We start from the raw sequence: 25765 nt of genomic DNA, 5'->3' as shown, positions 1-25765 counted from the left end.
TACTATTCAATCTTCATTTTGCTGACCTGCCATGCCGATCGCGAGTAATAAATCTGATTATTGAGTTCAGGAAGACTGTCATAAGGGTAGACGATGAATGACGGACCTTTATCGCGGATGCGCATATATTCGCCATTGACCTTTAAAGCCAGGATGGCGTTGTATTTCTGGAAGTCGCTGAGAGGGATGACGGTAGTGTAATCATTGAGTGCAATCACATTCAGGACAGAACCCTTTGCACCCACATACTCCATGAGTTTGCGCATCGGGATACCCTCAAACTTCGTGCGGCCATTATACCAGGGAGAGGTCGTCTGGAAACTCACCATGCCCAGTTTTTCAAGGCTGGCAATATCAAAAACGGCATTTCCATTTTCGTTCGTATTTTCTATATTACCGCTAATGGTTAAGATGGGTTTGCCCACAGGCTTTGGCAGTTCGCCAGCCCAGCTTAAACTTTGTACCAAAAAGCAGCACAGCATTAGGATTATTCGCATATTGGCCTCCTCTTTTTAACAGAAGTATAAGAATTATAAGTTATTTATCCTATAAGTTTGTCTATTTTGTTGAACGCCACGCCTTTTTGCAAACGCTACTTGATTAAAATCATAAAAATCAAAATGATAGCTGTATTTTGCCCCATGATTGCAGACCGCTGGCTGAAGCTTACGTTTTTTAAAACATAAAAACTTAGTGTAATAAACCACCCGAGTTTAAAAAATGATCGCTTTGATTTATTGATATATTTACGCACCCCCATTTTTTATCAATGGTGGCATCGTTAAGATGAATTTATTTGTACAAAGAATGATAACGCACCCTCAATGTGAGGGAATAAGAGAGTGCGCGTACCTCTGACGTCGTTGGCACTGAGTTTCGCTTAACCCGCCTCCAGCATACTGAAACTGACGATCCGCGAGCGCCCCAGCTCTTTCGCCCGGTAGAGCGCCACGTCTGCCGCGCGCAGCAGGTCGTCGCTTTGGGCGTGCTGCGGGTAACTGGCGATCCCGATCGACACATCTACCGGGCCAATCTCAGCAAGCCCATAACGTAGCGACAGTGTATGGACGCCGTTATAAATCTCCGTTGCGCAGGCGTGAGCCGCGTCCTCATCCGCACCCGTAAGTAGCACCAGAAACTCTTCACCACCAAAGCGGAAGGCCAGGCCGGCATCGTGCACGGCACGCTGAACAATTGTCGCCACGCTCTTAATCACATGATCGCCAGCCTCATGGCCGAAGCGATCGTTAATGCTTTTAAAGTGATCGATGTCGATCATCATGCAGCTCACCGGTTCATCATTGCGCATCGCCTGAGCTATCTGAGTGCGCAGGGTATCTTCAAGGTGGTGGCGGTTACGCAAGCCGGTGAGCGGGTCGAATAGCGCTTTTTCCAGCAGGGCATCGCGCAGACGCTGGTTGGCCAGCGCCAGACCCAGGGCTTCCGCCATTAATTCGAGATAGGCGCGGGACGGTGCCGTTTCAGGCGTGATGTTCTGAAACGACAGCAAACCAATGGCTTCCCCCTGCGCAATGAGCGGCACGCAGAATGAACTGTCTTTTTGTGATTCAGGCAGATGCTGGCAACCGATATCCGGCTCGCCGTTGACCGGTGGGTGGCTCTGACCACGGCGTATGGCCCAGCATTGATCGGGGTGGAAAGCATTTTTTTCTCCCTGGGGAGATAACCATTCCGCCGCACAGCGCATCTCCCACGGGTTTCGATCCAGAATATACAGACGCCCGGCGACACCCGGCGCAATGTTGGGAGCAAACAGCTCTGCCACCTCAATCACGTCGCTAACGTTCTCGCAGCCCTGCAAGCGCTGGGTCATTCGCGCGAGCAGCTCGCGGATGGCCCAGTCTGCGTCGCGTTCTTTTTCAAGCCGCTGCCTTGCCAGCCCGTTCTCGCGGAAAATGCGAATGGCCTGCGCCATATCGCCTATCTCATCGACCTGGTTGAAATTTGGCGTTTCGACGGCGTAATCCTGTGAGGCCAGCCGGTGAACCACATCACTGAGGCGCACCACCGGGCGCAGCACGCGGTGCTTGAGAATAAAACCCATCACGAATAAGAAGAGCAGGGCGGTCAGACCGACCATCATTTCAGAGGCGGTACGCAGGGTTTTTGACGTGTTGGTCGCTGCCTGGACATCGGCGATAATGCGCTTATCCAGAAGCACACGAAAATGGTCAATCTTGCTTTGGGCGCGTTCCATTTCAAGTTCGTAGATTTTGCCGAAGAGTAACGCAATGGCCTGTTGTTCCTCACCCCGGGCGACGCTGGCAATTGCTGCCTGCTGTTCATCCTGTAGGTCATCGACAATCTTCAGCCCTTCATACAGCAGCGCCAGCTCTTCGCCCGTTGCGCCCGTATCTTTTAACTGGCCCAGCTTGCGCTCGATATTCTTCAGTTCGCCTTCTTTCGCCTGGTACGTTTTCAGCACATCGGGCTCTTTTTTGATGGCGTAAAGGCGCGCTAAGTCGGAGAGCATCCAGGTTTCTGCTTCAATCTCTTCCGTAAGCTGGTCAAAAATTTGTCGTTGCTTAACAGCCTGACGTTCTACGTTGTCGGCATGGGAAGCCATCAGCATGACGATACCGGAGGCAATGGTCAGGCACACCGTGACACCATAAGCCCAGTTTGTGATCGTGGCGATTCGCACCTGTTGGATCCTTCTACGACAAATGTGGAAGAGCGTTCATTAAAGATTATAGAAAACCCCTGATTTATCGCGAAAAAAAAGGCGGCACCGGGCCGCCTGTCAAAACGCGTTTAGTTATAGGTCCGGAGGATTTTTTCCTTCTTCGATAAAATCTGCGTCCAGCTCCTCGGCGTTGCCTGCGTGGTCGCGGCCGGAGAAGAGGTTCCAGCAGGCGATAAACAGGGCGGCAATCAGCGGCCCAATCACAAAGCCGTTAATGCCGTACAGCTCCATACCGCCGAGCGTGGTGATCAGTATCAGGTAGTCCGGCATTTTGGTGTCTTTGCCCACCAGCAGCGGACGTAAAAGGTTGTCCACCAGCCCGACGATAATGACAAAGAAGCCCACAATGAAGAGACCCTGCCACAGTTGGTGAGTGGCAAACAGGAAGATGGCGGCGGGAACCCAGACGATAGCCGAGCCGACGGCGGGCACCAGGGAGAGGAACGCCATCAGCGCTCCCCACAGTACGCTACCGTCAATACCGACGATGGCAAAGGCGATACCGCCAAGCGTACCCTGAACCACCGCCACGACCGCCGTACCTTTTACCGTAGCTCGCGAGACGCCGACAAACTTCGCGAACAGGTGCTGTTTGACGAAGTCAGACAGCGGCAGCGAGTCGAGGATCTGGCGCACCAGATAGGGCCCGTCTTTGAGCAGGAAAAACAGCAGGTACAGCATAATGCCGAAGCTAATAGCAAAGCCGAACGTCCCTTTACCAATCAGGAACGCGCTACCCGCCAGATACTGTCCGCCCTGTAACGCGACATCGGAAAGCTTTTTCTGGATCTGCGCGGCGTTGGTCAGGTTGTGATCCGCCAGGAAGCCGCTGGCCCAGTCCGGCAGGCGGTTGAAGATACCGGCGATGACTTCCGGGAACTGCGTGTTGTTCTGTTGCAGCTTGGTGTAAACCATGTTCAGTTCCACCGCGAGCGAGGAAAGGATCACCATCAACGGAATAAACACGATCAGGCAGATAATGCCGAGTGTGAGGAGGGAAGCCAGCCCGTTGCGATCGCCCAGCGCGGTACGCAGTTTGTTTTTCACCGGGTTGAAAATGATGGTCAGGATCGCGGCCCACAGAATCGCCGAGAAATAGGGTGACAGCACGTCAAAGAAAGCCCAGGTTACAAGGGCCAGGATGAGAATAAAGAAACCTTTGGTCAGTCCGTTAAATCGCATAGTGAGTCCTGGTGAAGAAGAAACTGTGTCGACTATAGAACTGATTTAAGGATTTACCAATAATTGCGCCGATGTCGTGCCGGGTGGCTTTTTGTTAACAATCGCGGTATAACACCCTTCTTTGGATGTTTAGATGTCCATACGTTTAGAAGGTAATATGCAAACAGAACAACAAAACGGGCAGCTTAAGCGCACCATGAAAACCCGCCACCTGATTATGCTCTCGCTGGGTGGCGTTATCGGCACAGGGTTATTCTTCAATACCGGATACATCATTTCGACAACTGGCGCGGCGGGCACGCTGCTGGCGTATCTTATCGGTGCGCTGGTGGTCTGGCTGGTTATGCAGTGTCTGGGCGAGCTCTCCGTGGCGATGCCGGAAACCGGGGCGTTCCACGTCTACGCCGCTCGTTATCTCGGCCCGGCGACAGGGTATACCGTGGCGTGGCTGTACTGGCTTACGTGGACAGTGGCGCTGGGATCGAGCTTTACCGCAGCCGGGTTCTGTATGCAGTACTGGTTCCCGCAGGTTCCCGTCTGGACGTGGTGCGTCGTCTTTTGCGTGGTGATTTTTGCTCTTAATGTGATTTCCACGCGTTTCTTCGCCGAAGGGGAATTCTGGTTCTCGCTGGTGAAAGTCATCACCATCATCGCCTTCATTATTCTCGGCGGAGCGGCGATCTTCGGTTTTATCCCGATGCAGGATGGTTCACCGGCGCCGGGCTTGAGCAACATTACTGCCGAAGGCTGGTTCCCGCACGGCGGTCTGCCGATCCTGATGACCATGGTGGCGGTCAACTTTGCCTTCTCAGGTACAGAGCTTATCGGCATCGCGGCAGGGGAAACGGAAAACCCACACAAGGTTATTCCGGTTGCTATTCGCACCACCATCGCCCGGCTCATCATCTTCTTTATTGGCACCGTGTTTGTGCTGGCGGCGCTGATCCCGATGCAGCAGGCTGGCGTGGAGAAAAGTCCGTTTGTGCTGGTGTTTGAAAAGGTCGGCATTCCGTATGCGGCGGATATCTTTAACTTCGTGATCCTGACGGCGATCCTCTCGGCGGCGAACTCGGGCCTGTACGCCTCTGGCCGTATGCTGTGGTCTCTGTCTAACGAGAAAACGCTGCCGCGCTGCTTTGCCCGCGTCAACAAAAACGGCGTGCCGCTGACGGCGCTCTCCGTTTCCATGCTGGGCGGCGTGCTGGCGCTGTTCTCCAGCGTGGTCGCGCCGGATACGGTGTTTGTGGCGCTGTCAGCCATTTCCGGTTTTGCGGTGGTGGCAGTGTGGATCAGCATCTGCGCGTCGCACTTTGTGTTTCGTCGCCGTCACGTGCAGTCCGGGCAACCGCTTTCGGCGTTGCAGTATCGCGCGCCATGGTATCCGCTGGTGCCCGTGCTTGGATTTATCCTCTGCCTGGTGGCCTGCGTCGGCCTGTGGTTTGACCCCAGCCAGCGTATTGCCCTTTATTGCGGGCTTCCGTTTGTCGCCCTGTGTTATGGTGCGTACTATCTGACCCGAAACCTGACCACGCAGGAGCCTGAACATGTCGCAGAATAATCCGCTTACCGCCCTCCTTGAAAACCAGCCGTTTGTCGTGCTGGATGGGGCAATGGCAACGGAGCTGGAAGCGCGCGGTTGTAACCTTGCCGACAGCCTCTGGTCGGCTAAAGTGCTGATGGAAAACCCGGAGCTGATCCGTGACGTACACCTCGACTACTACCGCGCGGGGGCACAGGTGGCGATCACCGCCAGCTATCAGGCGACACCCGCGGGCTTTGCCGCTCGCGGGCTGGACGAGTCGCAATCCCGGGCGTTGATTGGCAAAAGCGTAGAGCTGGCACGCAAAGCGCGGGAAGCGTACCTGGCTGAGAACGCAAATGCAGGCACGCTGCTGGTGGCGGGATCTGTGGGCCCTTACGGCGCGTATCTGGCCGATGGTTCCGAGTATCGCGGCGATTACGTGCGTAGCGCTGAAGAATTCACCGCCTTCCACCGCCCGCGTGTAGAGGCGCTATTGGATGCGGGCGCGGATTTGCTGGCCTGTGAAACGCTGCCTTCGTTCACTGAGATTAAGGCGCTGGCGGCGTTGCTGACGGCGTATCCCCGCGCCCGGGCATGGTTCTCATTTACCCTGCGTGACAGCGAGCACCTGAGTGACGGAACGCCGCTGCGGGATGTCGTTTCTGCGCTGGAAAACTACCCGCAGGTTGTCGCGCTGGGGATCAACTGTATCGCGCTGGAAAACACCACCTCGGCGCTGACGCATCTGCACAGCCTGACATCGCTGCCGCTGGTGGTCTATCCGAATTCCGGCGAGCATTATGATGCGGTGAGCAAAACCTGGCATCACCACGGTGAAGCGTGCGAGACGCTGGCGGGGTATTTACCGCAGTGGCTGGCGGCTGGCGCTAAATTAATCGGGGGATGTTGCCGGACCACGCCGAAAGATATTGCTGCGCTGACGGTTCAGCGCTGAGGTCTTTGCCGGGTGGCGGCTGCGCCTTACCCGGCGAAACAACCGCACAAAATTCACTATCCTTTCCCGCTTTTTTTCTAAAAACGAATCGTCATTAGCGATTCTTTTTTATTCCTTTATCAAAATTCTCGCGCCGGAAATACTGCTCTCATAACAACAAGGGAGCAGACATTATGGCAATTTCATCGCGGATCACACTTCTCGGCGCACTGGCGCTGTGGGCATTTCAGGCGCAGGCGGTGGACGTCACCGTCGCGTATCAGACTTCCGCTGAGCCGGCGAAAGTCGCGCAGGCGGATAACACCTTCGCCAAAGCGAGCGGGGCGAACGTCGACTGGCGCAAGTTCGACAGCGGCGCGGCGATTGTGCGGGCGTTAGCCTCGGGCGACGTGCAGATTGGCAACCTGGGCTCCAGCCCGCTGGCGGTGGCCGCCAGCCAGCAGGTGCCGATTGAAGTTTTCCTGCTGGCGTCGCAGCTCGGAAATTCCGAAGCGCTGGTGGTGAAGAAAAGCATCACGAAACCCGAAGATTTGATCGGCAAACGCATCGCGGTGCCGTTTATCTCCACCACGCATTACAGCCTGCTGGCAGCGCTGAAACACTGGGGCATTAAGCCCGGCCAGGTGCAGATCATCAACCTGCAACCTCCGGCCATTATTGCCGCCTGGCAGCGTGGCGACATCGACGGAGCATACGTCTGGGCGCCCGCCGTCAACGAACTGGAAAAAGAGGGCACCGTGCTGACCGACTCCGAAAAAGTGGGGCAGTGGGGCGCGCCAACCCTTGATGTCTGGGTGGTACGTAAGGACTTTGCCGAGAAACACCCTGAAGTGGTGAAAGCCTTCGCCAAAAGCGCCATCGACGCACAGCAGCCATACATCAGCAACCCGGATGAATGGCTGAAACAGCCCACCAACCTGGAGAAACTCTCACGTCTGAGCGGCGTGCCGGAAGCTGACGTGCCGGGGCTGGTAAAAGGCAACACCTATCTGACGCCTGCTCAGCAGGTCCAGCAGCTGAACGGGCCGGTAAGCAAAGCGATTGTTGACACTGCGACGTTCCTGAAAGAGCAGGGCAAAGTGCCTGCGGTGGCGGCGGATTACAGCCAGTTCGTGACCGATCGCTTTGTGAAATAAGGGGGCTGCAATGCTGAACATTACAAACCTGTCTGCCGATTACGGCGGCAAACCCGCCCTGGAAGCGATCAACCTGACGCTGGACAGCGGTGAACTGCTGGTGGTGCTGGGACCGTCCGGCTGCGGGAAAACGACGCTGCTGAACCTGATCGCCGGGTTTGTACCGTATCAGCACGGCTCGATCCAACTGGAAGGGAAACGGGTCAGGGGGCCGGGCGCAGAGCGCGGCGTGGTTTTCCAGAACGAAGGGTTACTCCCGTGGCGAAACGTTCAGGAAAACGTTGCGTTTGGTCTGCAACTGGCCGGTGTAGCGCGTGAACAGCGCCTGAATACGGCGCGCGATATGCTGAAAAAGGTCGGGCTGGAGGGGGCTGAAAAACGCTTTATCTGGCAGCTTTCAGGCGGGCAGCGTCAGCGCGTCGGGATCGCCCGTGCGCTGGCGGCTAACCCACAGCTGCTGTTGCTGGACGAACCTTTCGGGGCGCTGGACGCCTTCACCCGCGAGCAGATGCAAACCCTGCTGCTGCGCCTGTGGCACGAAACCGGCAAGCAGGTGCTGTTAATCACCCACGATATCGAAGAGGCCGTGTTTATGGCGACGGAGCTGGTGCTGCTCTCACCGGGGCCGGGACGCGTGCTGGAGCGCCTGCCGCTTGAGTTTGCCCGGCGCTATGTGGCGGGAGAACCGGTACGCAGCATCAAATCCGATCCGCTGTTTATTGAACAGCGTGAATACGTCTTAAGCCGCGTGTTTGAGCAACGGGAGGCGTTCTCATGAGCATTGTTTTCAGTGAAAAAACGTGGCGGACGCGCCTTGCCTTACGCTGGCCGTTCTCTCGCCAGCTCACTTTAAGCGTCAGCACGCTGGTGGTGTTGCTGGCGGTATGGTGGGCGGTTGCCGCGCAGCAGTGGGTCAGCCCGCTGTTTCTGCCCCCGCCAGGCCAGGTTCTGGAAAAACTGATTACTATCGCCGGGCCGCAGGGCTTTATGGATGCCACGCTCTGGCAGCATTTAGGCGCCAGTCTGACGCGTATTCTGGTGGCGCTGCTGGCGGCGGTCATTATTGGCGTTCCGGTGGGGATCGCGATGGGACTGAGCCCGACGGTACGCGGCATTCTCGACCCGCTGATAGAGCTTTACCGTCCCGTCCCGCCGCTGGCTTACTTGCCCCTGATGGTGATCTGGTTTGGCATCGGCGAGACGTCAAAGATCTTACTGATATACCTGGCGATTTTTGCGCCGGTCGCGATGTCGGCCCTGGCTGGCGTAAAGAGTGCACAGCAGGTACGCATACGTGCGGCGCAGTCGCTCGGCGCCAGCCGCGCGCAGGTCCTGCTGTTCGTCATTTTACCGGGCGCGCTGCCGGAGATATTGACCGGGCTGCGCATCGGCCTTGGGGTGGGCTGGTCTACGCTGGTGGCGGCAGAGCTGATAGCCGCCACGCGCGGCCTTGGGTTTATGGTGCAGTCGGCGGGAGAGTTCCTGGCGACCGATGTGGTACTGGCAGGGATCGCAGTGATCGCCGCGATCGCCTTTGGATTAGAACTGGGACTGCGCGCGCTACAGCGTCGCCTGACGCCCTGGCATGGAGAAATACAATGAGTGAACGTCTGACGATTATCCCGTTGGGGCCGTACATTGGCGCGCAAGTGTCGGGCCTGGACGTAACCCGTCCGCTGAGCGATAACCAGTTCGAGCAGCTGTACCACGCGGTGCTGCGTCATCAGGTGGTGTTCCTGCGCGAACAGGCGATCACCCCGCATCAGCAGCGCGCGCTGGCCCTGCGTTTTGGCGACCTGCATATCCACCCCGTCTATCCGCATGCGGAAGGGGTGGAGGAGATTATCGTCCTCGACACCCACAACGATAACCCGCCGGATAACGATAACTGGCATACCGATGTGACCTTTATCGACACACCGCCAGCCGGGGCGATTCTTGCGGCGAAGCTGTTGCCTGAGACGGGGGGCGATACGCTGTGGGCCAGCGGGATCGCAGCGTTTGAGGCGCTCTCCGCGCCGCTCCAGACCCTACTGAGCGGCCTGCGGGCGGAGCATGACTTCAAAAAATCATTCCAGGAATATAAGTACCGTAAAACGGAAGAGGAGCACCAGCGCTGGCTGGATGCGGTCGAAAAACATCCCCCGCTGCTGCACCCGGTGGTGCGTACGCATCCGGTGACCGGAAAGCAGGCGCTGTTTGTGAATGAAGGGTTTACCACGCGTATCGTGGACGTAGCGGAGAAAGAGAGTGAGGCGCTGCTCGGCTTCTTGTTCGCGCATATCACCAAACCGGAGTTTCAGGTGCGCTGGCGCTGGCAGGAGAACGATCTGGCGATCTGGGATAACCGCGTCACGCAGCATTACGCCAATGCGGATTATCTGCCGCAGCGAAGGATTATGCAGCGGGCGACGATTTTGGGGGATAAGCCGTTCTACCGTGCGGTTTGAGCCCCTCACCCTAACCCTCTCCCCAAAGGGGCGAGGGGACTGACCGGTGCGGTTTTCACCCTCTCCCTTTTAGGGAGAGGGCAGGGGGGAGGGTATTAAGTGCGCCTCTATATACCGCTGATAGCGGTTCGCCTTCAGATAACACAAATCCACCAGCACCAGCCCGTCGATACAGTTATTGAACGCCGGATCGCTGCCGAAATCGACAAACTGCACGCCGCCGGGTTCGCATAGCTCGGAATACTGTTTGTAGAGCGGCGGGATGCCGCAGCCCAGGTTGCCGAGCAGGGATTTGAGCTTTGTCAGGTCATCCACGTAATCCACCCCGCCAAATTGCGCCAGCACGTCTGGCAGGGATGCGGGATAGGGCTGGCGCGAGGCGGCTAGAGGATGCGTCGCCGGGAACCACAAGCGGTAAAAGGCGACCAGCAGATCCCGCGCGGCAGGCGGTAACCCCCCGGAGATGGAGACCGGGCCAAACAGGTAACGGTAATGAGGATAGCGTGCCAGATAGGCGCCAATACCTGACCACAGATAGTCCAGACCGCGACGCCCCCAGTAGCGCGGCTGTATAAAGCTACGCCCCAGCTCAATGCCGTGCTCCAGTATGTCCTGCATTTTTTCGTCGTAGTGGAACAGGCTGTAGCTGTACAACCCCTCGACGCCGCGCTTTTCCACCTGCATGGCCGTTGGCATAAAGCGGTACGCGCCGACAATCTCCAGGTCATCGTCATCCCACAAAATGAGGTGCAGATAGTCATCATCGTAGCTGTCCGTATCCCGCCGCTTCCCGCTGCCTTCCTCCACGGCACGAAAGGCAATCTCGCGCAGCCGCCCCAGCTCGCGCAGCAGAGGCGCCTCTTCCTGCCCGTTGCGCTGCCAAAGATAGATGGCCTTACCATCGCTCGTTTTTCCCAGACACTCGGCCTGCGCCAGTTCGCGCTTCAGCGTGGCCCTGTCTTCCGGGCGGGCAATGGCGCACTGGGTTTTAAAGACGCCAGGCAATCCCTTGCCAAGACGTATCACGTGCTGACGACACTGCTCGGCCATCTCACGCGATGAAAGGGTAGAACTAAACCGGTCATTCCAGGCAATCTGCTGGCCGATTTTGATCGGCAACTGACTGTGACGGCGGCGAAACATCTGTTGCATCAACAGCAGCATGGATACCGTTGGCGAGACCAGGGTACTGGCATAAAACAGCAGGCTGTTGTGCGCCTGGATATGTACCGGAAGTAGCGGCACCCGTAATTTGCCAGCCAGCTTGATAAAGCCCGGATGCCATTTTTTATCGCGTATGCCTTTGCGCGTTGGGCGGGAAACTTCGCCCGCCGGAAAGAAGATCAGCACACCGGCGTTTTGCAGGTGCTGCTCCATCTGTATCAGCGAAGCTTTTGCGGTTCTGCCGCCCATATTATCCACGGGAATAAACAATGAACTGAGGGGCTCAAGGTGGGACAGCATCCTGTTGGTAACAACCCTGACGTCGCGGCGCACGCGGGAAACGGCGTACAGCAACGCCAGCCCATCCAGCGTGCCAGTGGGGTGGTTCGCTATCACAATGAGTGGGCCGTGTTCGGGGATTTGTTCGAGATCGCGGGCGGAAACGGAGCAGTGAATATCAAGGTGTTCCAGAACCTGATCCACCATATCCAGCCCTTTCAGGTGACGGTGGCTGGCGGCAAACTGCTGAAATTCGTCTTCGTGAAGCAGTCTTTTTAACAGACTTTTTTGCCAGGGTGCGGGCCTCGCCTGAGGCCAAAGGTCATCAAGAACGCTGTCGAGACTAAACATTGATCACTCCTCCTGCCGTCTTGCCCAGACAGTAGAAGGAGGAGATGTCGTTTGTATTGCAGTTTGGTGAAGATTAGCGCAGAGAGCAGGCCGGGTAAGGCGAAGTCGCCACCCGGCGCTAAAGCGGATTAACGCAGAATTTTCTTCTCGGCCAGATCCAGCGCGAAATAGCTGAAGATCAGATCCGCGCCCGCACGTTTGATCGCCCCCAGGCTTTCGAGGATCACTTTCTCTTCGTCGATGGCACCCGCCTGCGCGGCGAATTTGATCATCGCGTACTCACCGCTCACCTGGTAGGCGCCCAGCGGCAGTTCGGTGCGTTCGCGAATGTCGCGCAGGATATCCAGGTACGCGCCAGCCGGTTTCACCATCAGGCAGTCAGCGCCCTGGGCTTCATCAAGCAGAGATTCACGAATCGCTTCGCGGCGGTTAAGCGGGTTCATCTGATAGGTTTTACGATCGCCTTTCAGCGCCGTGCCCGCTGCTTCACGGAACGGGCCGTAGAAAGAGGAGGCGAATTTGGTGGAGTAGGACATGATGGCGGTGTCGGTGAAGCCCGCGGCATCCAGCGCATGGCGAATCGCCTGTACCTGCCCATCCATTGCCGCAGAAGGCGCAATGAAATCCGCACCCGCGGCGGCGGCAACCACCGCCTGCTTGCCCAGATTCAGCAGGGTCGCATCGTTGTCCACGCCGTGATCGCACAGCACACCACAGTGGCCATGAGAGGTGTATTCGCAGAAGCAGGTATCGGACATGACGATCATCTCCGGCACACTCTCTTTGCAGATGCGCGACATGCGTGCCACGAGGCCGTCTTCTTTCCAGGCATCGCTGCCGGTCGCGTCAGTGTGGTGGGAGATACCGAACGTCATCACCGAGCGGATGCCCGCATTCGCAATGCGTTCGATCTCGCGGGCCAGATGCTTTTCAGGAATGCGCATCACGCCCGGCATCGCGTCGATGGCTTTGTAGTCATCGATCTCTTCTTCAACAAAAATCGGCAACACCAGATCGTTTAAGGTCAGTGTTGTCTCTTCAAACATGGCGCGCAGTGCGGGTGACTTGCGCAGGCGACGGGGACGTGCAATTAAATCGGTCATGGTATGCCTGATGTTTGTGGAACAAAGAGGTATAGTGTACCTGAAAGCAGGGAGCGGTGTTTTACTAAAGTTGTCTTTTAGATTTTCGAAATCGACTAATATACGCAGCATGTATTTAGTCTATATTATAACTCTTATTCTGATGTTCAGCGTGGCGTGTAATATTGGTGAGGCTTCTATATTGGTTTGGGATTATAAATATAAATGATTAATTGCTTTTTATTATATGTGTCGAAGCAACTAAAGTAGTTTGCAATCAGTTGAATTTATAATATTTATTCATAATGATTGATATTGCCGTGGGTTTATAAGCTTATTTGTCTGAATACGGACTTAATGGAATCATTCATTGAACCTTTTCGAAGTGAAACTGCATAATTCCTTCCGCAATTTAATGTTGCTAAATGATTTGATGGACAAACTTGCTTACGTCCCTGAGGAGGGATGACCCAATGCAAACATGGAAAAAGAAACTGGTTGTATCACAACTTGCATTAGCCTGCACACTGGCTATCGCTTCTCAGGCCAATGCGAAAGATATATCCGGCACGACATATAATACTTTTGGATATGACAATACTGCGTCCACGCCCTGGTATTATGGTTATGCTGACTGGAATTATTCAGATGCCACACATGATGGTGACATTTATCCGGTCGTCAATAAATCAACCGTAAACGGAGTTATTTCGACATACTATCTGGATGATGGTGTCAATGGCCGTGCGAATGCGTTGAGTATTTCTAACAGCACCATTAATGGCATGATCACCTCAGAGTGTATGACCACGACGTGTGCAGATGGCGTAGATACTGACGGCACCGCTCATACCCAGTATGATCGTTTTAGCCTGACCGTTGATAACTCCACCATCAACGATACCTACGAGCATTACGCGTATGATGTCGTCAATGGCGAAACCACTGAAACGCATTATCTGGACACCTATGATCTGGGTAACGCCATCACGCTGGACGTTGAATCTGATATCGTTATTCAGAACAATTCCCACGTTGCGGGTATCACGCTGACGCAGGGTTACCAGGATCTGGATAACACGCCATACGACGGTGTTGAAGGCGTTGCTAACAGCAGCAATGTCTTTACCGATACGCTGGTGGTGAAAGACTCTGTGCTGACCTCCGGTGCGTACAGCGATCTGGGTACCAGCGGCTTCTACGGTCAAACGGCGAAGCCGAGCGACTACGGTGAAACCAACGCCACGGCTGCGGATGATGCGGCGCTGATCGTTGTGGCTGGCGCGTCTGATAACGCTATGCAGACCACCGCTACCTTCGATCACTCTACCATTACCGGCGACATTCTTTTCTCCAGCACCTTTGATAACAACTTCTACGAGAATGGCGATCCGGCAACGGATACCACCGATGACGGCATCTATAACCCAACTACCAACGGCTGGGATGATACTGACAAGCTGGATGTCACGCTGACCAACGGCAGTAAATGGGTGGGTGCCGCGCAGTCCAGCGTTGAGGTCATCGGCACGGCGCAGATGTATGGTGAAGGCTACAGCAATGTAGACTGGCATGCACTTTCTCCAAACAGCATCTGGCCTGATTCTACCTTTGATAGCAACGGTCACGTTGCAGGTGAAGAGGTTTATCAGAGCGGCCTGTTCAACGTGGCGCTGGATAACGGTTCCGAGTGGGATACCCGTAAGATCTCCAACATCGACGCGCTGACGGTGAACAACCAGTCTCAGGTCAATGTTGAAAACTCCGGCCTGCTGGCGGATTCCATCACCCTGACCAATGCGTCTAGCCTGAACATCGGCGACAACGGCGCGGTAGCAACCGATAGCCTGTATCTGGATAGCTACAGCCGTGCGGCACTGACTGAAGAGACAGCTGAGCTGTATGCCAACACCATTACCGTGGACAACGGTGCAGAGCTGGCGCTGGGTCTGGGTCAGGTTGATACGCACAATATGGTGCTGACCGATGGCGGTGTACTCAACGTTGCCAGCCGCGATTATGTGCTGAACAGCGACCTGAACAACGCACGGTATATCACCAACGATCGCAATAAAGCGGACTACGACTATGGTGTTGTCGCGCTGAACTCTGACGGTCATCTGGCGGTGAACGGTGACGTTGCCGGTAACTATAAAGTGCGCATCGACGATGCGACCGGCGCAGGCTCCGTAGCTGACTACAAAAACAAAGAGATCATTCGCGTCTATGACAATAACGCGGATACCGCTGCCAGCTTTACTGCGGCAAACAAAGCTGATTTAGGTGCATACACCTATCAGGCGCAGCAGAAGGGCGACACCGTTGTTCTCCAGCAGGAAGAGCTGACTGACTACGCCAACATGGCGCTGAGCATTCCTTCTGCTAATACCAACATCTGGAATCTGCAACAGGATACCGTGGGTACCCGTCTGACCAACAGCCGTCATGGCCTGGCAGATAACGGCGGCGCATGGGTGAGCTATTTCGGCGGCAACTTTGACGCGGATAATGGCACCGTTAGCTACGATCAGGACGTAAGCGGCATTATGGTAGGTCTGGATACTCAGATCGACGGTAATAACGCGAAGTGGATTGTCGGTGGTGCGGCTGGTTTCGCGAAGGGTGATATCAGCGATCGTACGGGTCAGGTCGATCAGGACAGCCAGACTGCGATGATCTACGCGTCGGCGAAGTTCATGAACGATATCTTCCTCGACAGCTCACTGAGTTACACCCGCTTCAACAACGACCTCTCTGCCACCATGAGCAATGGTCAGTATGTTGACGGTAATACCACGACTGACGCCGTTGGTTTCGGGATGAAACTGGGCTATGACTGGAAACCAAACCTGTCTGGCTACGTCACGCCTTACGCGGCGATTTCTGGCCTGTTCCAGTCCGGTGATGACTACCAGTTAAGCAACGACATGCGTATCGATGGTCAGTCTTACGACAGTATGCGTTATGAACTCGGCGTGGATGCAGGTTATACCTTCAACTACGGCGGCGAGCAGGCATTAACGCCTTACTTCAAACTGGCTTACGTGTATGACGATGCTGACAACAATGCTGATATCAACAACGACAGCATTGATAACGGCGTAGAAGGCTCTGCGGTTCGCGTGGGACTGGGTACTCAGTTCAGCTTCACGAAAAACTTCAGTGCTTACACTGATGCGACTTATCTGGGCGGCGGCGACGTTGACCAGAACTGGGGAGCAAACCTGGGTGTGAAATATACCTGGTAAGAAAAAAACGCGGGGGATTTTGCCCCCGCTTTTTTATGTGCTTTAAAAATAATAAAGAACCGACAGATACAGATGACTTGAGGTATGCATGAACGTTAATGCGAAACCACTTTCTGAATTAAGCCGGCTCATTAAGTGTCTGGAAATCGCCGGTACCCCATTTAAGACCGAACCACAACAATTAATAACTACCGGCAATAATGATGATGAACCATTGACCGTTGTCATACAATCCGGTCTGACTGCCGTCCACCGTAAATCAGACGAATTACTTATGGGTATTGCGCGGGCACCGTATATCCACGGTTTAAGCGCATGGATAAATGACAACTATCTTGAATATTCTCTGATTGCACAAACACCTTGTACCGGATTTTATTTGCCTGCCTCTACTGCATGCGAACTTATTCAAGAAGCGCATGTTTGGCAAGAAGCTTTCTGCTGGCTGTCATGGCTAAACCATTTACTGGGAAAACGTGATATACAGCTGATTGGAAATAATTCCTATAGCCAAATTCGGGCGATGCTGTTGAATATGGCCGAGTGGGATGACGCGCTACGTTCAAAAATTGGTGTTATGAATCATATTCAGCGTAGCACGCGTATTTCTCGTTCGGTCGTTGCGGAGGTTCTGGCGGCGCTGCGTCAGGGGAACTACATCAATATGAGCCGGGGCAAACTGGTCAGTATCAACCGTTTGCCCACGGACTATTGAGATCAGTTAGAGGCCGTAAGCACCTGCGCTTTATTGGCGCTCAGCTCGGCCACCAGATTATTTACGCCATCACTCATATTCACGAAGCGTGTATTTGGCGACCGGGTGACCACCACAAAAGCACCTACGTTTGATTGCGGAATCATCGCCATATAGGTGATGAATCCGCCACCTCCACCGGTTTTTTGAATAATCCCCGGTCGGCCATCTTTTGGCGCCATATACACCCAGCCCATGCCGAGGGCATCGGCTTTACCGGGTACATCCATGCCAATGACGCGACGTAACTGAGCACGCTGGTAGATGAGCGTCTGCATGCGGTCGGCCTGATTGCTGCGCGCGTAAAAATCCGATGAGAGGAACTGTTGCATCCAGCGCATCATGTCGCCAGGCGTAGAGTAAACTCCACCGCTGCCAATGGCGGCCAGCGTGTTATTGCACGGGCTGGCCCCTTTTTCCGCCACCATCAGACGCTTGCACTGGTCCGGGGAGGGGGTGTAAGTGGTATCTTTCATCCCGAGCGGACGCGTGATCTGCTCTTCAAACAGTTGAGGGTAGGGCTTACCCGAGGCCGTCGCTAAAGCGTCGGCCAGCAGATCAAACGCCAGGTTAGAATAGCCAGCCTGCGAGCCCGGGGCCGATTTCAGGGTTGCTGTGCTCAGGTAGTTCCAGCGTTGCTCACGGGTTGGCCAGACAAAGACAGGGCGATGCGCAGCGCCACCGGGCTGTTCTCGCGGCAGGGCGCTGGTATGGGTCGCCAGATTCACCAGTCTGATCGGCGTTCCCTGATATGTCGGAACGCGAGCGCCGGGCGGCGCATATTTGCTGAGCGGATCGTCGAGTTTCACCACGCCCTGATCGAGCAGTTTCACCAGCATTTCGCTGGTCATCAGCTTGGTTATCGACGCGACACGGATAACGGAATCCAGCTGCGGACGAACGTTATTTCCCGGTCGTGTTTCACCGAAGCTGCGAAACACCCGCTGGTTACCGTCGATCACGACCAGCGCCATTCCCGTCGCACCGCTGCCGTAATAAATAAGGTTCGCGTAGCGATCGGCAATGTCAGAGGCCAGAACCGGGGCCGTCAGAGGCTGGGCTGCCTGGGCGGTGGACAGGCTCACCGCACACAGCGCGGCGATAGAGAGCAGACAACGTTTCAACGAAAAGCATCCATCAAGTGAATAAGGAAAGTTACGGGTAGTTATACTACTAATCGGCGTCGGGCAATGGTCCGATTTGCATAACGATAGCGAGAAAAACGTAACCGTGGGTAAATTTGAACAATTTACTTGCAGCGTGGCTCCCATTTTGTGACATCGACCGTATGATAGACGCTACGATCGCTGTTGCGAATGAAACGCACCGAAACAATTCTTGAAAACTGGGAAGCGAACTAATAATTCACCCGCAGGTCTCACTTTTTTGCCTGAGCCGGGAGGCTGGTACAGGCAAGGTTTCGTGTGGCGATATGTTGAACACAGCAACAGCCATAACAACAAGAAGGAAGCACAATGTTTAAGTCTTTTTTCCCAAAGCCGGGGCCCTTTTTCCTGTCGGCATTTATTTGGGCACTGCTGGCTGTCATTTTCTGGCAGGCCGGTGGCGGCGCGTGGCTGACCCGTCTTACGGGGGCAACGGGCGATATTCCCATTAGCGCAGCGCGCTTCTGGTCCATGAGCTATCTGCTTTTCTATGCTTATTACGTGCTCTGCGTAGGGCTTTTTGCCATGTTCTGGTTTGTCTATTCTCCTCACCGCTGGCAATACTGGTCGATTCTCGGCACGTCGTTAATCATCTTTGTCACCTGGTTCCTGGTTGAGGTGGGCGTAGCGGTCAACGCCTGGTATGCGCCGTTTTACGATCTGATCCAGACGGCGCTGAGTTCGCCGCATAAAGTGACCATTAACCAGTTCTACCATGAGGTGGGGATCTTCCTCGGCATCGCCCTCATCGCTGTGGTGATCGGCGTGATGAATAACTTTTTCGTCAGCCACTATGTGTTCCGCTGGCGTACCGCGATGAACGAACACTATATGGCGCACTGGCAGCACCTGCGACATATCGAAGGTGCCGCACAGCGTGTGCAGGAAGACACCATGCGTTTTGCCTCTACTCTGGAAGATATGGGCGTGAGCTTTATCAACGCCATCATGACGCTGATCGCCTTCCTGCCGGTGCTGGTGACGCTCTCGTCGCACGTTCCGGAGCTGCCGATTGTCGGCCATCTGCCCTACGGCCTGGTGATTGCCGCGATTGTCTGGTCGCTGATGGGAACGGGGCTGCTGGCGGTGGTAGGGATCAAGTTGCCGGGGCTGGAGTTTAAAAACCAGCGCGTGGAAGCGGCCTACCGTAAAGAGCTGGTGTATGGTGAAGACGATGCCAACCGTGCGTCACCGCCTACCGTGCGTGAGCTGTTTGGCGCCGTACGTCGTAACTACTTCCGCCTCTATTTCCATTACATGTATTTCAATATCGCGCGCATTCTTTATCTTCAGGTTGATAACGTTTTCGGGTTGTTCCTGCTGTTCCCGTCCATCGTTGCGGGTACGATTACGCTCGGTCTGATGACCCAAATCACCAACGTCTTTGGTCAGGTTCGCGGTTCGTTCCAGTATCTGATTAGCTCCTGGACTACGCTTGTGGAGCTGATGTCCATCTACAAACGTTTACGCAGTTTCGAGCGTGAGCTGGACGATAAGGACGTGCAGGAAGTCACCCATACATTAGGTTAAAAAGGAATTGCTATGCCATTTGCCGTACCACGTGCATTACCTCTGACGTTACTCGCCGCTTTCGTGCTGGCGGGCTGTGCCGAAAAAGGGGCTGCCCCGCTCAAAGAAGGGGAGAAGCCTGTGGATGTGGCGAGCGTGGTGCGGCAGAAGATGCCCGCCAGCGTGAAGGATCGCAGTGAGTGGGCTGATGCGCTGGCAACGACCTTCAAAAGCCAGAAGATCGCGCCTACCGAAGAGAATATCTGCTCGGTGCTCGCGGTGGCGCAGCAGGAATCGATGTATCAGTCAGATCCTGTTGTGCCTGGCCTGAACAAAATCGCCTGGAAAGAGATCGACCGCCGGGCCGAATCGATGCATATCCCGGTTTTCCTGGTACATACCGCCCTTAAAATCACCTCGCCAAACGGTAAAAGCTATAGCGAACGGCTGGATACGGTGAAAACCGAGAAGCAGCTTAGCGCCATTTTCGATGATTTCATCAATATGGTGCCGATGGGGCAGAAGCTGTTTGGATCGCTGAATCCGGTGCATACCGGCGGTCCGATGCAGGTGAGTATCGCATTTGCGGAAAAGCATACCGACGGCTATCCGTGGGATATCGATGGTACGGTGCGTCAGGAGGTCTTCTCCCTGCGCGGTGGGCTGTGGTTTGGGACGTATCACCTGCTGAATTATCCGGCCAACTACGATAAACCGCTGTATCGCTTTGCCGACTTTAATGCGGGCTGGTATGCCAGCCGAAATGCAGCCTTCCAGAATGCGGTAAGCCGCGCCAGCGGTGTGAAGCTCGCTTTGGATGGCGATCTCATTGCATACGGCAGCAGTGAGGCTGGGACCACCGAACGTGCGGTGCGAAAACTCTCGACGAAGCTGGAAATGAGCAACAGCGACATTCGCCGACAGCTGGAGAAGGGCGACAGCCTGGCGTTTGAGAAAACGGATCTCTATAAGCAGGTCTTTGCGCTGGCCGAGAAGAAAAGTGGAAAGGCATTACCCAGAGCCATTCTGCCAGGGATTCAGCTGGAAAGCCCGAAGATCACGCGTAACCTGACGACCGCCTGGTTCGCGAAACGCGTGGACGATCGTCGGGCACGCTGTATGAGACTGTAATCAGTGGCGATTGCGCCAGCGCAGGACGAGGGCAATCACGCCCAGAACCATGCTGCCCGCGAGGAAGGGAATGAGTCCAAATACGGTGCTCACGCCTAAACCGATTTCAACGCGTGGGCGGCCTGTATCCTGCACCTGCATCAGATGCTCATACACGCCAGGAGCATGCACCAGCATATTCAGCAGTTGGGTTCCTGCCCAGAAACAAAACAGAACAAACAGGGCATAGGCAATATTCCCCGCCGTGGAGGTTTTTGGTTGTTTTCCGCCAAAAATCGGTTTCGACAATGTAAAGTCTGCCATAAGACCTCCCGAAAATATCACTCTGTTTTAATACGCGTCGTACAGGGTGAGTGTGACAGGTCATAGCATTTGTCAATATCAGAATCGTGGGAAATTCGGTTCAGGATTTCTCCTGGATTGTCGAATTCTGCATCACGTCACAAATTGATAACATAAGTGAAACTGCGCTGCTTTTCAGAATTTACGTATCCGCCACAGACGCCTTTATCAAACTGTGAGAGGATAGTTTTTTTTCTGCCGGAGTTGTCATGAAGCTCACTTCCAAACTACGCCGTGACTGGCATTACTACGCCTTTGCGATCGGGCTGATCTTTATTCTCAACGGTGTTGTCGGGCTGCTGGGATTTGAAGCGAAAGGCTGGCAAACCTATGCGGTTGGGCTGGTGACCTGGGTAATCAGTTTCTGGCTGGCGGGATTCATTATCCGCCGTCGCCCCGATGAGACGACGACGGCAGAGAAAACCGACTAACCGTTAGTTAACGGAGCTTTTCAGGGCGCTGTCAGCGGCGTGACGCTCCAGCGCCAGTTCAATCAGGCGGGTGATCAGTTCCGGATAGCTTATCCCGCTGGCCTGCCACAGTTTCGGGTACATGCTGATATTGGTAAAGCCCGGCAGGGTGTTGATTTCGTTAATCACCACCTCGTTATCCGGCGTCAGAAACACGTCGACGCGCGCCATCCCACAGCATCCCAGCGCCTGATAGGCTTCAACGGCGATCGCGCGGATCTTGTCGTTAACGTCAGGATCGAGCGCGGCGGGGACCACAACCTGGGCACCTTTGTCGTCAATATATTTGGTGTCGTAGGAATAGAAGTCGCTGTTCAGCACTACTTCACCGCAGGTACTCGCCTGCGGGAAGTCGTTGCCCAGTACGGCGCACTCAATTTCGCGTCCGTTAATTCCCTGCTCAACCACCACCTTATGGTCAAACTCAAAGGCCAGACGAACGGCTTCGTTAAACTGCGCTTCGCTGGTGACTTTGCTGACGCCAACGGACGAGCCCTGATTTGCTGGTTTCACAAATAGCGGCAGGCCGAGTTGCGCCTGGATCTGCGCGAAGCTATGTTTATCGCGGTTGGCACGAGTAAGCGTCACGAACGGCGCAATATTCAGACCGGCGTCGCGCAGGAGACGTTTTGTGACGTCTTTATCCATGCAGGCGGCAGAGCCCAGCACATCGGAACCGACAAACGGCAGGTTCGCCATCCGCAGCATGCCTTGCAGGGAGCCGTCTTCGCCCAGCGTGCCGTGAACGATAGGAAACACCACGTCAATCTGTGCCAGCGCCTGCGCGTTCCCGGCATCGATAAGCTGTCCCTGTACCACGCCTGGAACCGTTGCGACGCTGATATCAGAAGGATTAAGGGCGATGTGCGCCGGATCGTCAGCGTGTAACAGATACTGGCTGGCATCGTTAACATGCCACTGGCCCTGTTTATCTATGCCCAGCAGCACCACGTCAAAACGGCTTTTATCAATCGCATCAACGATATTTTTAGCCGATTGCAATGACACCTCGTGCTCTGCCGATTTTCCCCCAAAGACAATACCTACGCGCTGCTTTGCCATCTCACTCTCTTCCAGTCTGACGAAAAGCCAATAACATACCACGATGCCCGGCGGGTTTCGCGGCCTTCTGCCATAATGTTTTGAGGGATGCTGAAGGGGGGCGCGTGAAAGGAAAAGGTCTGTTTATTCTTATTGTTATTGCCGGGATCGTCACGGTGGGCTACCGCTGGTTGCCGTCGCAGTACAACCCTTTCGTGCCGCTTACGCTTGACGATCCGCCCGGAAAAATAACCCAGTTTAAACTTCGGCGTTTAACCCCCCAGGCGTGCGAAAGCCTGTTAACGCAGGCGAACCAACGTCGGCTTATCCGTACCCAGGCGGTCGCTGACAGCGCCGGGGAGTGTCCACTGAGTAACGTGGTGCGCGTACGTGATTTTGGCCCGGTCAGCCTGAACAGCAGCTTTCTTGCCAGTTGCCCGCTAGCGTTAAGTTCGGCGCTGTTTGTCAGCCAGCAGGCCCGGCCGCTCACCAAAACCTGGACGGGAAGCGAGCTTGCGCGTATTGAACATCTGGGCAGCTTTGCCTGCCGCAATATCTACAGCCGCCCGGATGCGCGGCGCAGCGAACATGCTACGGCGGATGCGCTGGATATCAGCGCTTTCAGGCTGGCAAACGGACAGCGTGTTACCGTTCTAAACGGTTGGAAAGCGGAAAAGACGCAGCCCTGGCTACAGGCGCTGCTCTCGGCAAGCTGTGGTTATTACGGTAACAGTCTGGGACCGGACTATAATGCCGCCCATGCCAACCATTTACATCTGGGAATGCGCGGATATGGATTATGTCGATGAAGCATAATCTTCCGCCGAAATTTGGATGAATTGTGACTTATTTCACAAATATGATGACTGGGAAGATAAAACACCAAAGTCTGCAAGGCCGCATCTCTGGCGCTATGTCATTGCGCGTAACTTGCTAATCTGTCGGCGAATTCGCCTAAAAATGAAGACTATTTCTGTTATGGAATCCTGGAAAGTTAACCTCATTTCAGTCTGGTTCGGCTGCTTCTTCACCGGACTGGCTATCAGCCAGATATTGCCCTTCCTGCCGCTGTATGTGTCGCAGCTGGGGGTCACTTCCCATGAAGCGCTCTCCATGTGGTCCGGCCTGACGTTCAGCGTGACGTTTCTGGTCTCCGCCATTGTGTCGCCGATGTGGGGTAGCCTGGCAGATCGCAAGGGGCGCAAGTTGATGCTGCTCCGCGCCTCGCTGGGGATGGCGATAGCCATTTTGCTCCAGGCCTTCGCCACCAACGTCTGGCAGCTATTTATTCTGCGGGCGATAATGGGGCTGACCTCTGGGTACATTCCGAATGCCATGGCGCTGGTGGCCTCACAGGTACCGCGTGAGCGAAGCGGCTGGGCGCTCAGCACGCTTTCCACCGCCCAGATCAGCGGGGTCATTGGCGGCCCGCTGCTCGGCGGCTTCCTGGCGGACCATGTCGGGCTGCGTGCGGTCTTTATCATTACTGCGATCCTGCTGACGATTAGCTTTCTGGTCACCCTTTTTCTGATTAAAGAGGGCGGGCGGCCTGTTGTCAGCAAATCCGAACGCCTGAGCGGAAAAGCGGTTTTCGCCTCGCTGCCTTATCCTGGCCTGATGATTAGCCTCTTTGTGACGACGATGGTGATCCAGCTCTGTAACGGCTCGGTGGGGCCGATTCTGGCGCTGTTTATCAAGTCGATGGCGCCGGACAGCAGCAACATTGCGTTTCTGAGCGGGATGATTGCCGCCGTGCCGGGCGTGTCGGCGCTGATGTCTGCTCCGCGCCTGGGGAAACTGGGCGACAGGATCGGTACGGCACGTATTCTGATGGCAACGCTCATCATTGCGGTGATCCTTTTCTTTGCCATGTCATTCGTCACCACACCTCTTCAGTTGGGCATCCTGCGCTTCCTGCTTGGCTTCGCGGATGGCGCCATGCTGCCCGCTGCTCAGACGCTGCTGGTGAAATATTCCAGTGACCAGGTAACCGGCCGCATTTTTGGCTACAACCAGTCGTTCATGTATTTAGGCAACGTAGCGGGTCCGCTTATTGGCGCCTCGGTCTCGGCGATGGCGGGTTTCCGCTGGGTATTTGCCGCGACGGCGGTGGTGGTACTGCTGAATATTATTCAACTGGCCTTTGCCTTACGCCGTCGCAGGCGAATCGCTGAGGCAAAGTCGGCCCGGTAAACACGATAATATATTATTTATTCTTATGAACGCCGCATTTTTATATAACGAAATGCGGCGCCTTTCTTTTAGAAAAACGTTTCGCTTTCTCCACGAAATATCTTTTTTGGCAGCGATGTCACTTTTGCATAAGATAAAGCCAATCCATGCTTTTCATTATTCAGTGAGGGTGTTAATTTCAGGGGAAATCACATAAGGAAATAGCACCATGAAAAATCTCATTGCTGAGTTGTTGGTTAAGCTTGCCCAAAAGGAAGAAGAGTCGAAAGAGCTGGTTGCCCAGGTCGAGGCGCTGGAAATCGTTGTGACGGCGCTGCTGCGACAGATGGCAAAACCAGAGCAGGAGGCGTTGATCGACAACGTTGAAGGCGCGCTGGAAAAAGCTCGCCCTGATTCACAGGTTCCCGCAGAGGATGCGGAGCTGCTTCAGCAATACGTAAAAAAGCTTTTGAGGCATCCTCGCAGTTAACCGGCCAGAGGTGAAATGACATGTCACAGAATTGTCATGCAGGATGCCTGGCGTCGCTCTGTTTTTATTTTTACACATTTTTCAGGGTAAATTAAATTGAGACAGAGCACAGTTTTCACCGCATAATTTCTGCTATTAATTACCGCCTCCCTGCCGGCAAAACCGGATAATGATCATTGTGCCGCTACAGGGCTGAAATAACCGCGGAGCCCGGCGAAAATCAGGTGCGCAGGGTGGTTTTTTTTCCGTAACGAACCAGACTTAACGTGGAACTTCACATAAAGGATGGTGCAATGAAAACAACAATACTGATTACCCTGCTCTCTGGCCTGTGTCTGATGGCATCAGCACATGCGGAAGAGAAAACGTTGACGCCCCAGCAGCAACGCATGACGACCTGTAACCAACAGGCGACATCGCAAAGCCTGAAAGGGGATGCCCGTAAAACGTACATGAGCGACTGCCTAAAAAATGGTGCGACAAAACCCGGTGAAAAAAGCCTGACCCCGCAGCAGCAAAAAATGCGCGAGTGCAATGCCCAGGCGACACAGCAGATGCTGAAAGGCGACGATCGCAGCAAGTTCATGAGCGCGTGCCTGAAAAAACAGGCGTAG

Annotated in this window: 23 protein-coding genes; 15 read left to right on the top strand and 8 right to left on the bottom strand. The window is 54.8% G+C overall.

Annotated elements, in window-relative coordinates; genetic code table 11:
* Positions 1 to 2: 2 nt before the first annotated feature.
* From ACOTZD_RS17685 to ACOTZD_RS17675, 3 genes are all read right to left on the bottom strand, one after another.
* The gene (locus ACOTZD_RS17685) at positions 3 to 497 is read right to left on the bottom strand and encodes a molybdopterin-dependent oxidoreductase (protein WP_023324209.1); all 495 of its coding nucleotides are present in this window, start codon (positions 495 to 497) and stop codon (positions 3 to 5) included.
* 383 nt (positions 498 to 880) lie between these two features.
* Positions 881 to 2665, bottom strand: coding sequence for a diguanylate cyclase (locus ACOTZD_RS17680; protein ID WP_059294403.1), 1785 nt, complete (start codon positions 2663 to 2665; stop codon positions 881 to 883).
* Between the two features lie 114 nt (positions 2666 to 2779).
* Entirely contained in the window at positions 2780 to 3889 is a 1110-nt protein-coding gene (locus ACOTZD_RS17675) for an AI-2E family transporter (protein ID WP_003863175.1), read from the bottom strand.
* Between the two features lie 157 nt (positions 3890 to 4046).
* On the opposite strand from ACOTZD_RS17675, the gene mmuP reads away from it, so the two are divergent.
* From mmuP to tauD, 6 genes are all read left to right on the top strand, one after another.
* Positions 4047 to 5447: an S-methylmethionine permease gene (gene mmuP / locus ACOTZD_RS17670; protein ID WP_017383140.1), complete on the top strand. Its 1401-nt coding sequence runs from the start codon at positions 4047 to 4049 to the stop codon at positions 5445 to 5447.
* The gene (gene mmuM, locus ACOTZD_RS17665; protein WP_022650442.1) at positions 5434 to 6366 is read left to right on the top strand and encodes a homocysteine S-methyltransferase; all 933 of its coding nucleotides are present in this window, start codon (positions 5434 to 5436) and stop codon (positions 6364 to 6366) included. Before mmuP ends, mmuM begins: the two co-directional genes overlap by 14 nt.
* Before the next feature lie 173 nt (positions 6367 to 6539).
* On the top strand, positions 6540 to 7502 hold the full coding sequence (tauA, locus tag ACOTZD_RS17660) for a taurine ABC transporter substrate-binding protein (protein WP_003863172.1): 963 nt from the start codon (positions 6540 to 6542) through the stop codon (positions 7500 to 7502).
* Positions 7503 to 7512: 10 nt separating this feature from the next.
* Positions 7513 to 8280 carry a taurine ABC transporter ATP-binding subunit gene (gene tauB / locus ACOTZD_RS17655; protein WP_059371133.1) on the top strand — a complete coding sequence of 256 codons (768 nt, stop codon included), beginning with the start codon at positions 7513 to 7515 and terminating at the stop codon, positions 8278 to 8280.
* The gene (gene tauC / locus ACOTZD_RS17650; protein WP_174402118.1) at positions 8277 to 9104 is read left to right on the top strand and encodes a taurine ABC transporter permease TauC; all 828 of its coding nucleotides are present in this window, start codon (positions 8277 to 8279) and stop codon (positions 9102 to 9104) included. Before tauB ends, tauC begins: the two co-directional genes overlap by 4 nt.
* Complete coding sequence (gene tauD / locus ACOTZD_RS17645; protein ID WP_003863169.1) at positions 9101 to 9952, top strand: taurine dioxygenase; 852 nt, start codon at positions 9101 to 9103, stop codon at positions 9950 to 9952. The genes tauC and tauD overlap by 4 nt, the downstream gene beginning before the upstream one ends.
* 69 nt (positions 9953 to 10021) lie before the next feature.
* On the opposite strand, the gene ACOTZD_RS17640 is transcribed toward tauD, so the two are convergent.
* Both ACOTZD_RS17640 and hemB read right to left on the bottom strand, forming a co-directional pair.
* A complete protein-coding gene (locus ACOTZD_RS17640) occupies positions 10022 to 11746 on the bottom strand; it encodes a lysophospholipid acyltransferase family protein (protein ID WP_023324213.1) in 1725 nt (574 codons plus the stop codon).
* 128 nt (positions 11747 to 11874) lie between these two features.
* A complete protein-coding gene (hemB, locus tag ACOTZD_RS17635; RefSeq protein ID WP_003859169.1) occupies positions 11875 to 12849 on the bottom strand; it encodes a porphobilinogen synthase in 975 nt (324 codons plus the stop codon).
* A gap of 452 nt (positions 12850 to 13301) precedes the next feature.
* On the opposite strand from hemB, the gene ACOTZD_RS17630 reads away from it, so the two are divergent.
* Positions 13302 to 16076, top strand: coding sequence for an autotransporter outer membrane beta-barrel domain-containing protein (locus ACOTZD_RS17630; protein ID WP_174402117.1), 2775 nt, complete (start codon positions 13302 to 13304; stop codon positions 16074 to 16076).
* A gap of 88 nt (positions 16077 to 16164) precedes the next feature.
* Positions 16165 to 16791: a helix-turn-helix domain-containing protein gene (locus ACOTZD_RS17625; RefSeq protein WP_003859165.1), complete on the top strand. Its 627-nt coding sequence runs from the start codon at positions 16165 to 16167 to the stop codon at positions 16789 to 16791.
* Positions 16792 to 16793: 2 nt separating this feature from the next.
* Here the strand turns inward: ACOTZD_RS17625 and ampH are convergent, their stop codons facing one another.
* On the bottom strand, positions 16794 to 17954 hold the full coding sequence (ampH, locus tag ACOTZD_RS17620) for a D-alanyl-D-alanine-carboxypeptidase/endopeptidase AmpH (RefSeq protein ID WP_003859164.1): 1161 nt from the start codon (positions 17952 to 17954) through the stop codon (positions 16794 to 16796).
* A 351-nt stretch (positions 17955 to 18305) separates the two neighbouring features.
* Here ampH and sbmA point away from each other — a divergent pair, with 351 nt between their 5' ends.
* Together sbmA and ACOTZD_RS17610 are read left to right on the top strand one after the other, a co-directional pair.
* Positions 18306 to 19526 carry a peptide antibiotic transporter SbmA gene (gene sbmA / locus ACOTZD_RS17615; RefSeq protein ID WP_003859162.1) on the top strand — a complete coding sequence of 407 codons (1221 nt, stop codon included), beginning with the start codon at positions 18306 to 18308 and terminating at the stop codon, positions 19524 to 19526.
* A gap of 12 nt (positions 19527 to 19538) precedes the next feature.
* The gene (locus tag ACOTZD_RS17610) at positions 19539 to 20636 is read left to right on the top strand and encodes a DUF1615 domain-containing protein (protein WP_003859160.1); all 1098 of its coding nucleotides are present in this window, start codon (positions 19539 to 19541) and stop codon (positions 20634 to 20636) included.
* On the opposite strand, the gene ACOTZD_RS17605 is transcribed toward ACOTZD_RS17610, so the two are convergent.
* Positions 20637 to 20939, bottom strand: coding sequence for a DUF2755 family protein (locus tag ACOTZD_RS17605; protein WP_003859159.1), 303 nt, complete (start codon positions 20937 to 20939; stop codon positions 20637 to 20639).
* 248 nt (positions 20940 to 21187) lie between these two features.
* Here ACOTZD_RS17605 and ACOTZD_RS17600 point away from each other — a divergent pair, with 248 nt between their 5' ends.
* A complete protein-coding gene (locus tag ACOTZD_RS17600; protein ID WP_003859157.1) occupies positions 21188 to 21409 on the top strand; it encodes a DUF2754 domain-containing protein in 222 nt (73 codons plus the stop codon).
* Positions 21410 to 21412: 3 nt separating this feature from the next.
* Here the strand turns inward: ACOTZD_RS17600 and ddlA are convergent, their stop codons facing one another.
* A complete protein-coding gene (gene ddlA, locus ACOTZD_RS17595; protein WP_003859156.1) occupies positions 21413 to 22510 on the bottom strand; it encodes a D-alanine--D-alanine ligase in 1098 nt (365 codons plus the stop codon).
* Positions 22511 to 22614: 104 nt separating this feature from the next.
* Between ddlA and ACOTZD_RS17590 the strand changes: the two genes are divergently transcribed.
* From ACOTZD_RS17590 to psiF, 4 genes are all read left to right on the top strand, one after another.
* Positions 22615 to 23298 carry an extensin family protein gene (locus ACOTZD_RS17590; protein ID WP_174402116.1) on the top strand — a complete coding sequence of 228 codons (684 nt, stop codon included), beginning with the start codon at positions 22615 to 22617 and terminating at the stop codon, positions 23296 to 23298.
* A 169-nt stretch (positions 23299 to 23467) separates the two neighbouring features.
* Positions 23468 to 24682, top strand: a complete 1215-nt coding sequence (locus tag ACOTZD_RS17585; RefSeq protein ID WP_174402115.1) for a multidrug efflux MFS transporter — start codon at positions 23468 to 23470, stop codon at positions 24680 to 24682.
* A gap of 208 nt (positions 24683 to 24890) precedes the next feature.
* On the top strand, positions 24891 to 25151 hold the full coding sequence (gene iraP / locus ACOTZD_RS17580) for an anti-adapter protein IraP (RefSeq protein WP_003859148.1): 261 nt from the start codon (positions 24891 to 24893) through the stop codon (positions 25149 to 25151).
* A gap of 293 nt (positions 25152 to 25444) precedes the next feature.
* On the top strand, positions 25445 to 25765 hold the full coding sequence (gene psiF / locus ACOTZD_RS17575; protein ID WP_022650447.1) for a phosphate starvation-inducible protein PsiF: 321 nt from the start codon (positions 25445 to 25447) through the stop codon (positions 25763 to 25765).

Source organism: Enterobacter cloacae complex sp. SHL022 (assembly GCF_049237785.1).
Lineage (GTDB): Bacteria > Pseudomonadota > Gammaproteobacteria > Enterobacterales > Enterobacteriaceae > Enterobacter > Enterobacter hormaechei_C.
Note: the sequence above shows the minus strand (reverse complement) of the source record. Positions and strands in the feature narration are given on the sequence as shown.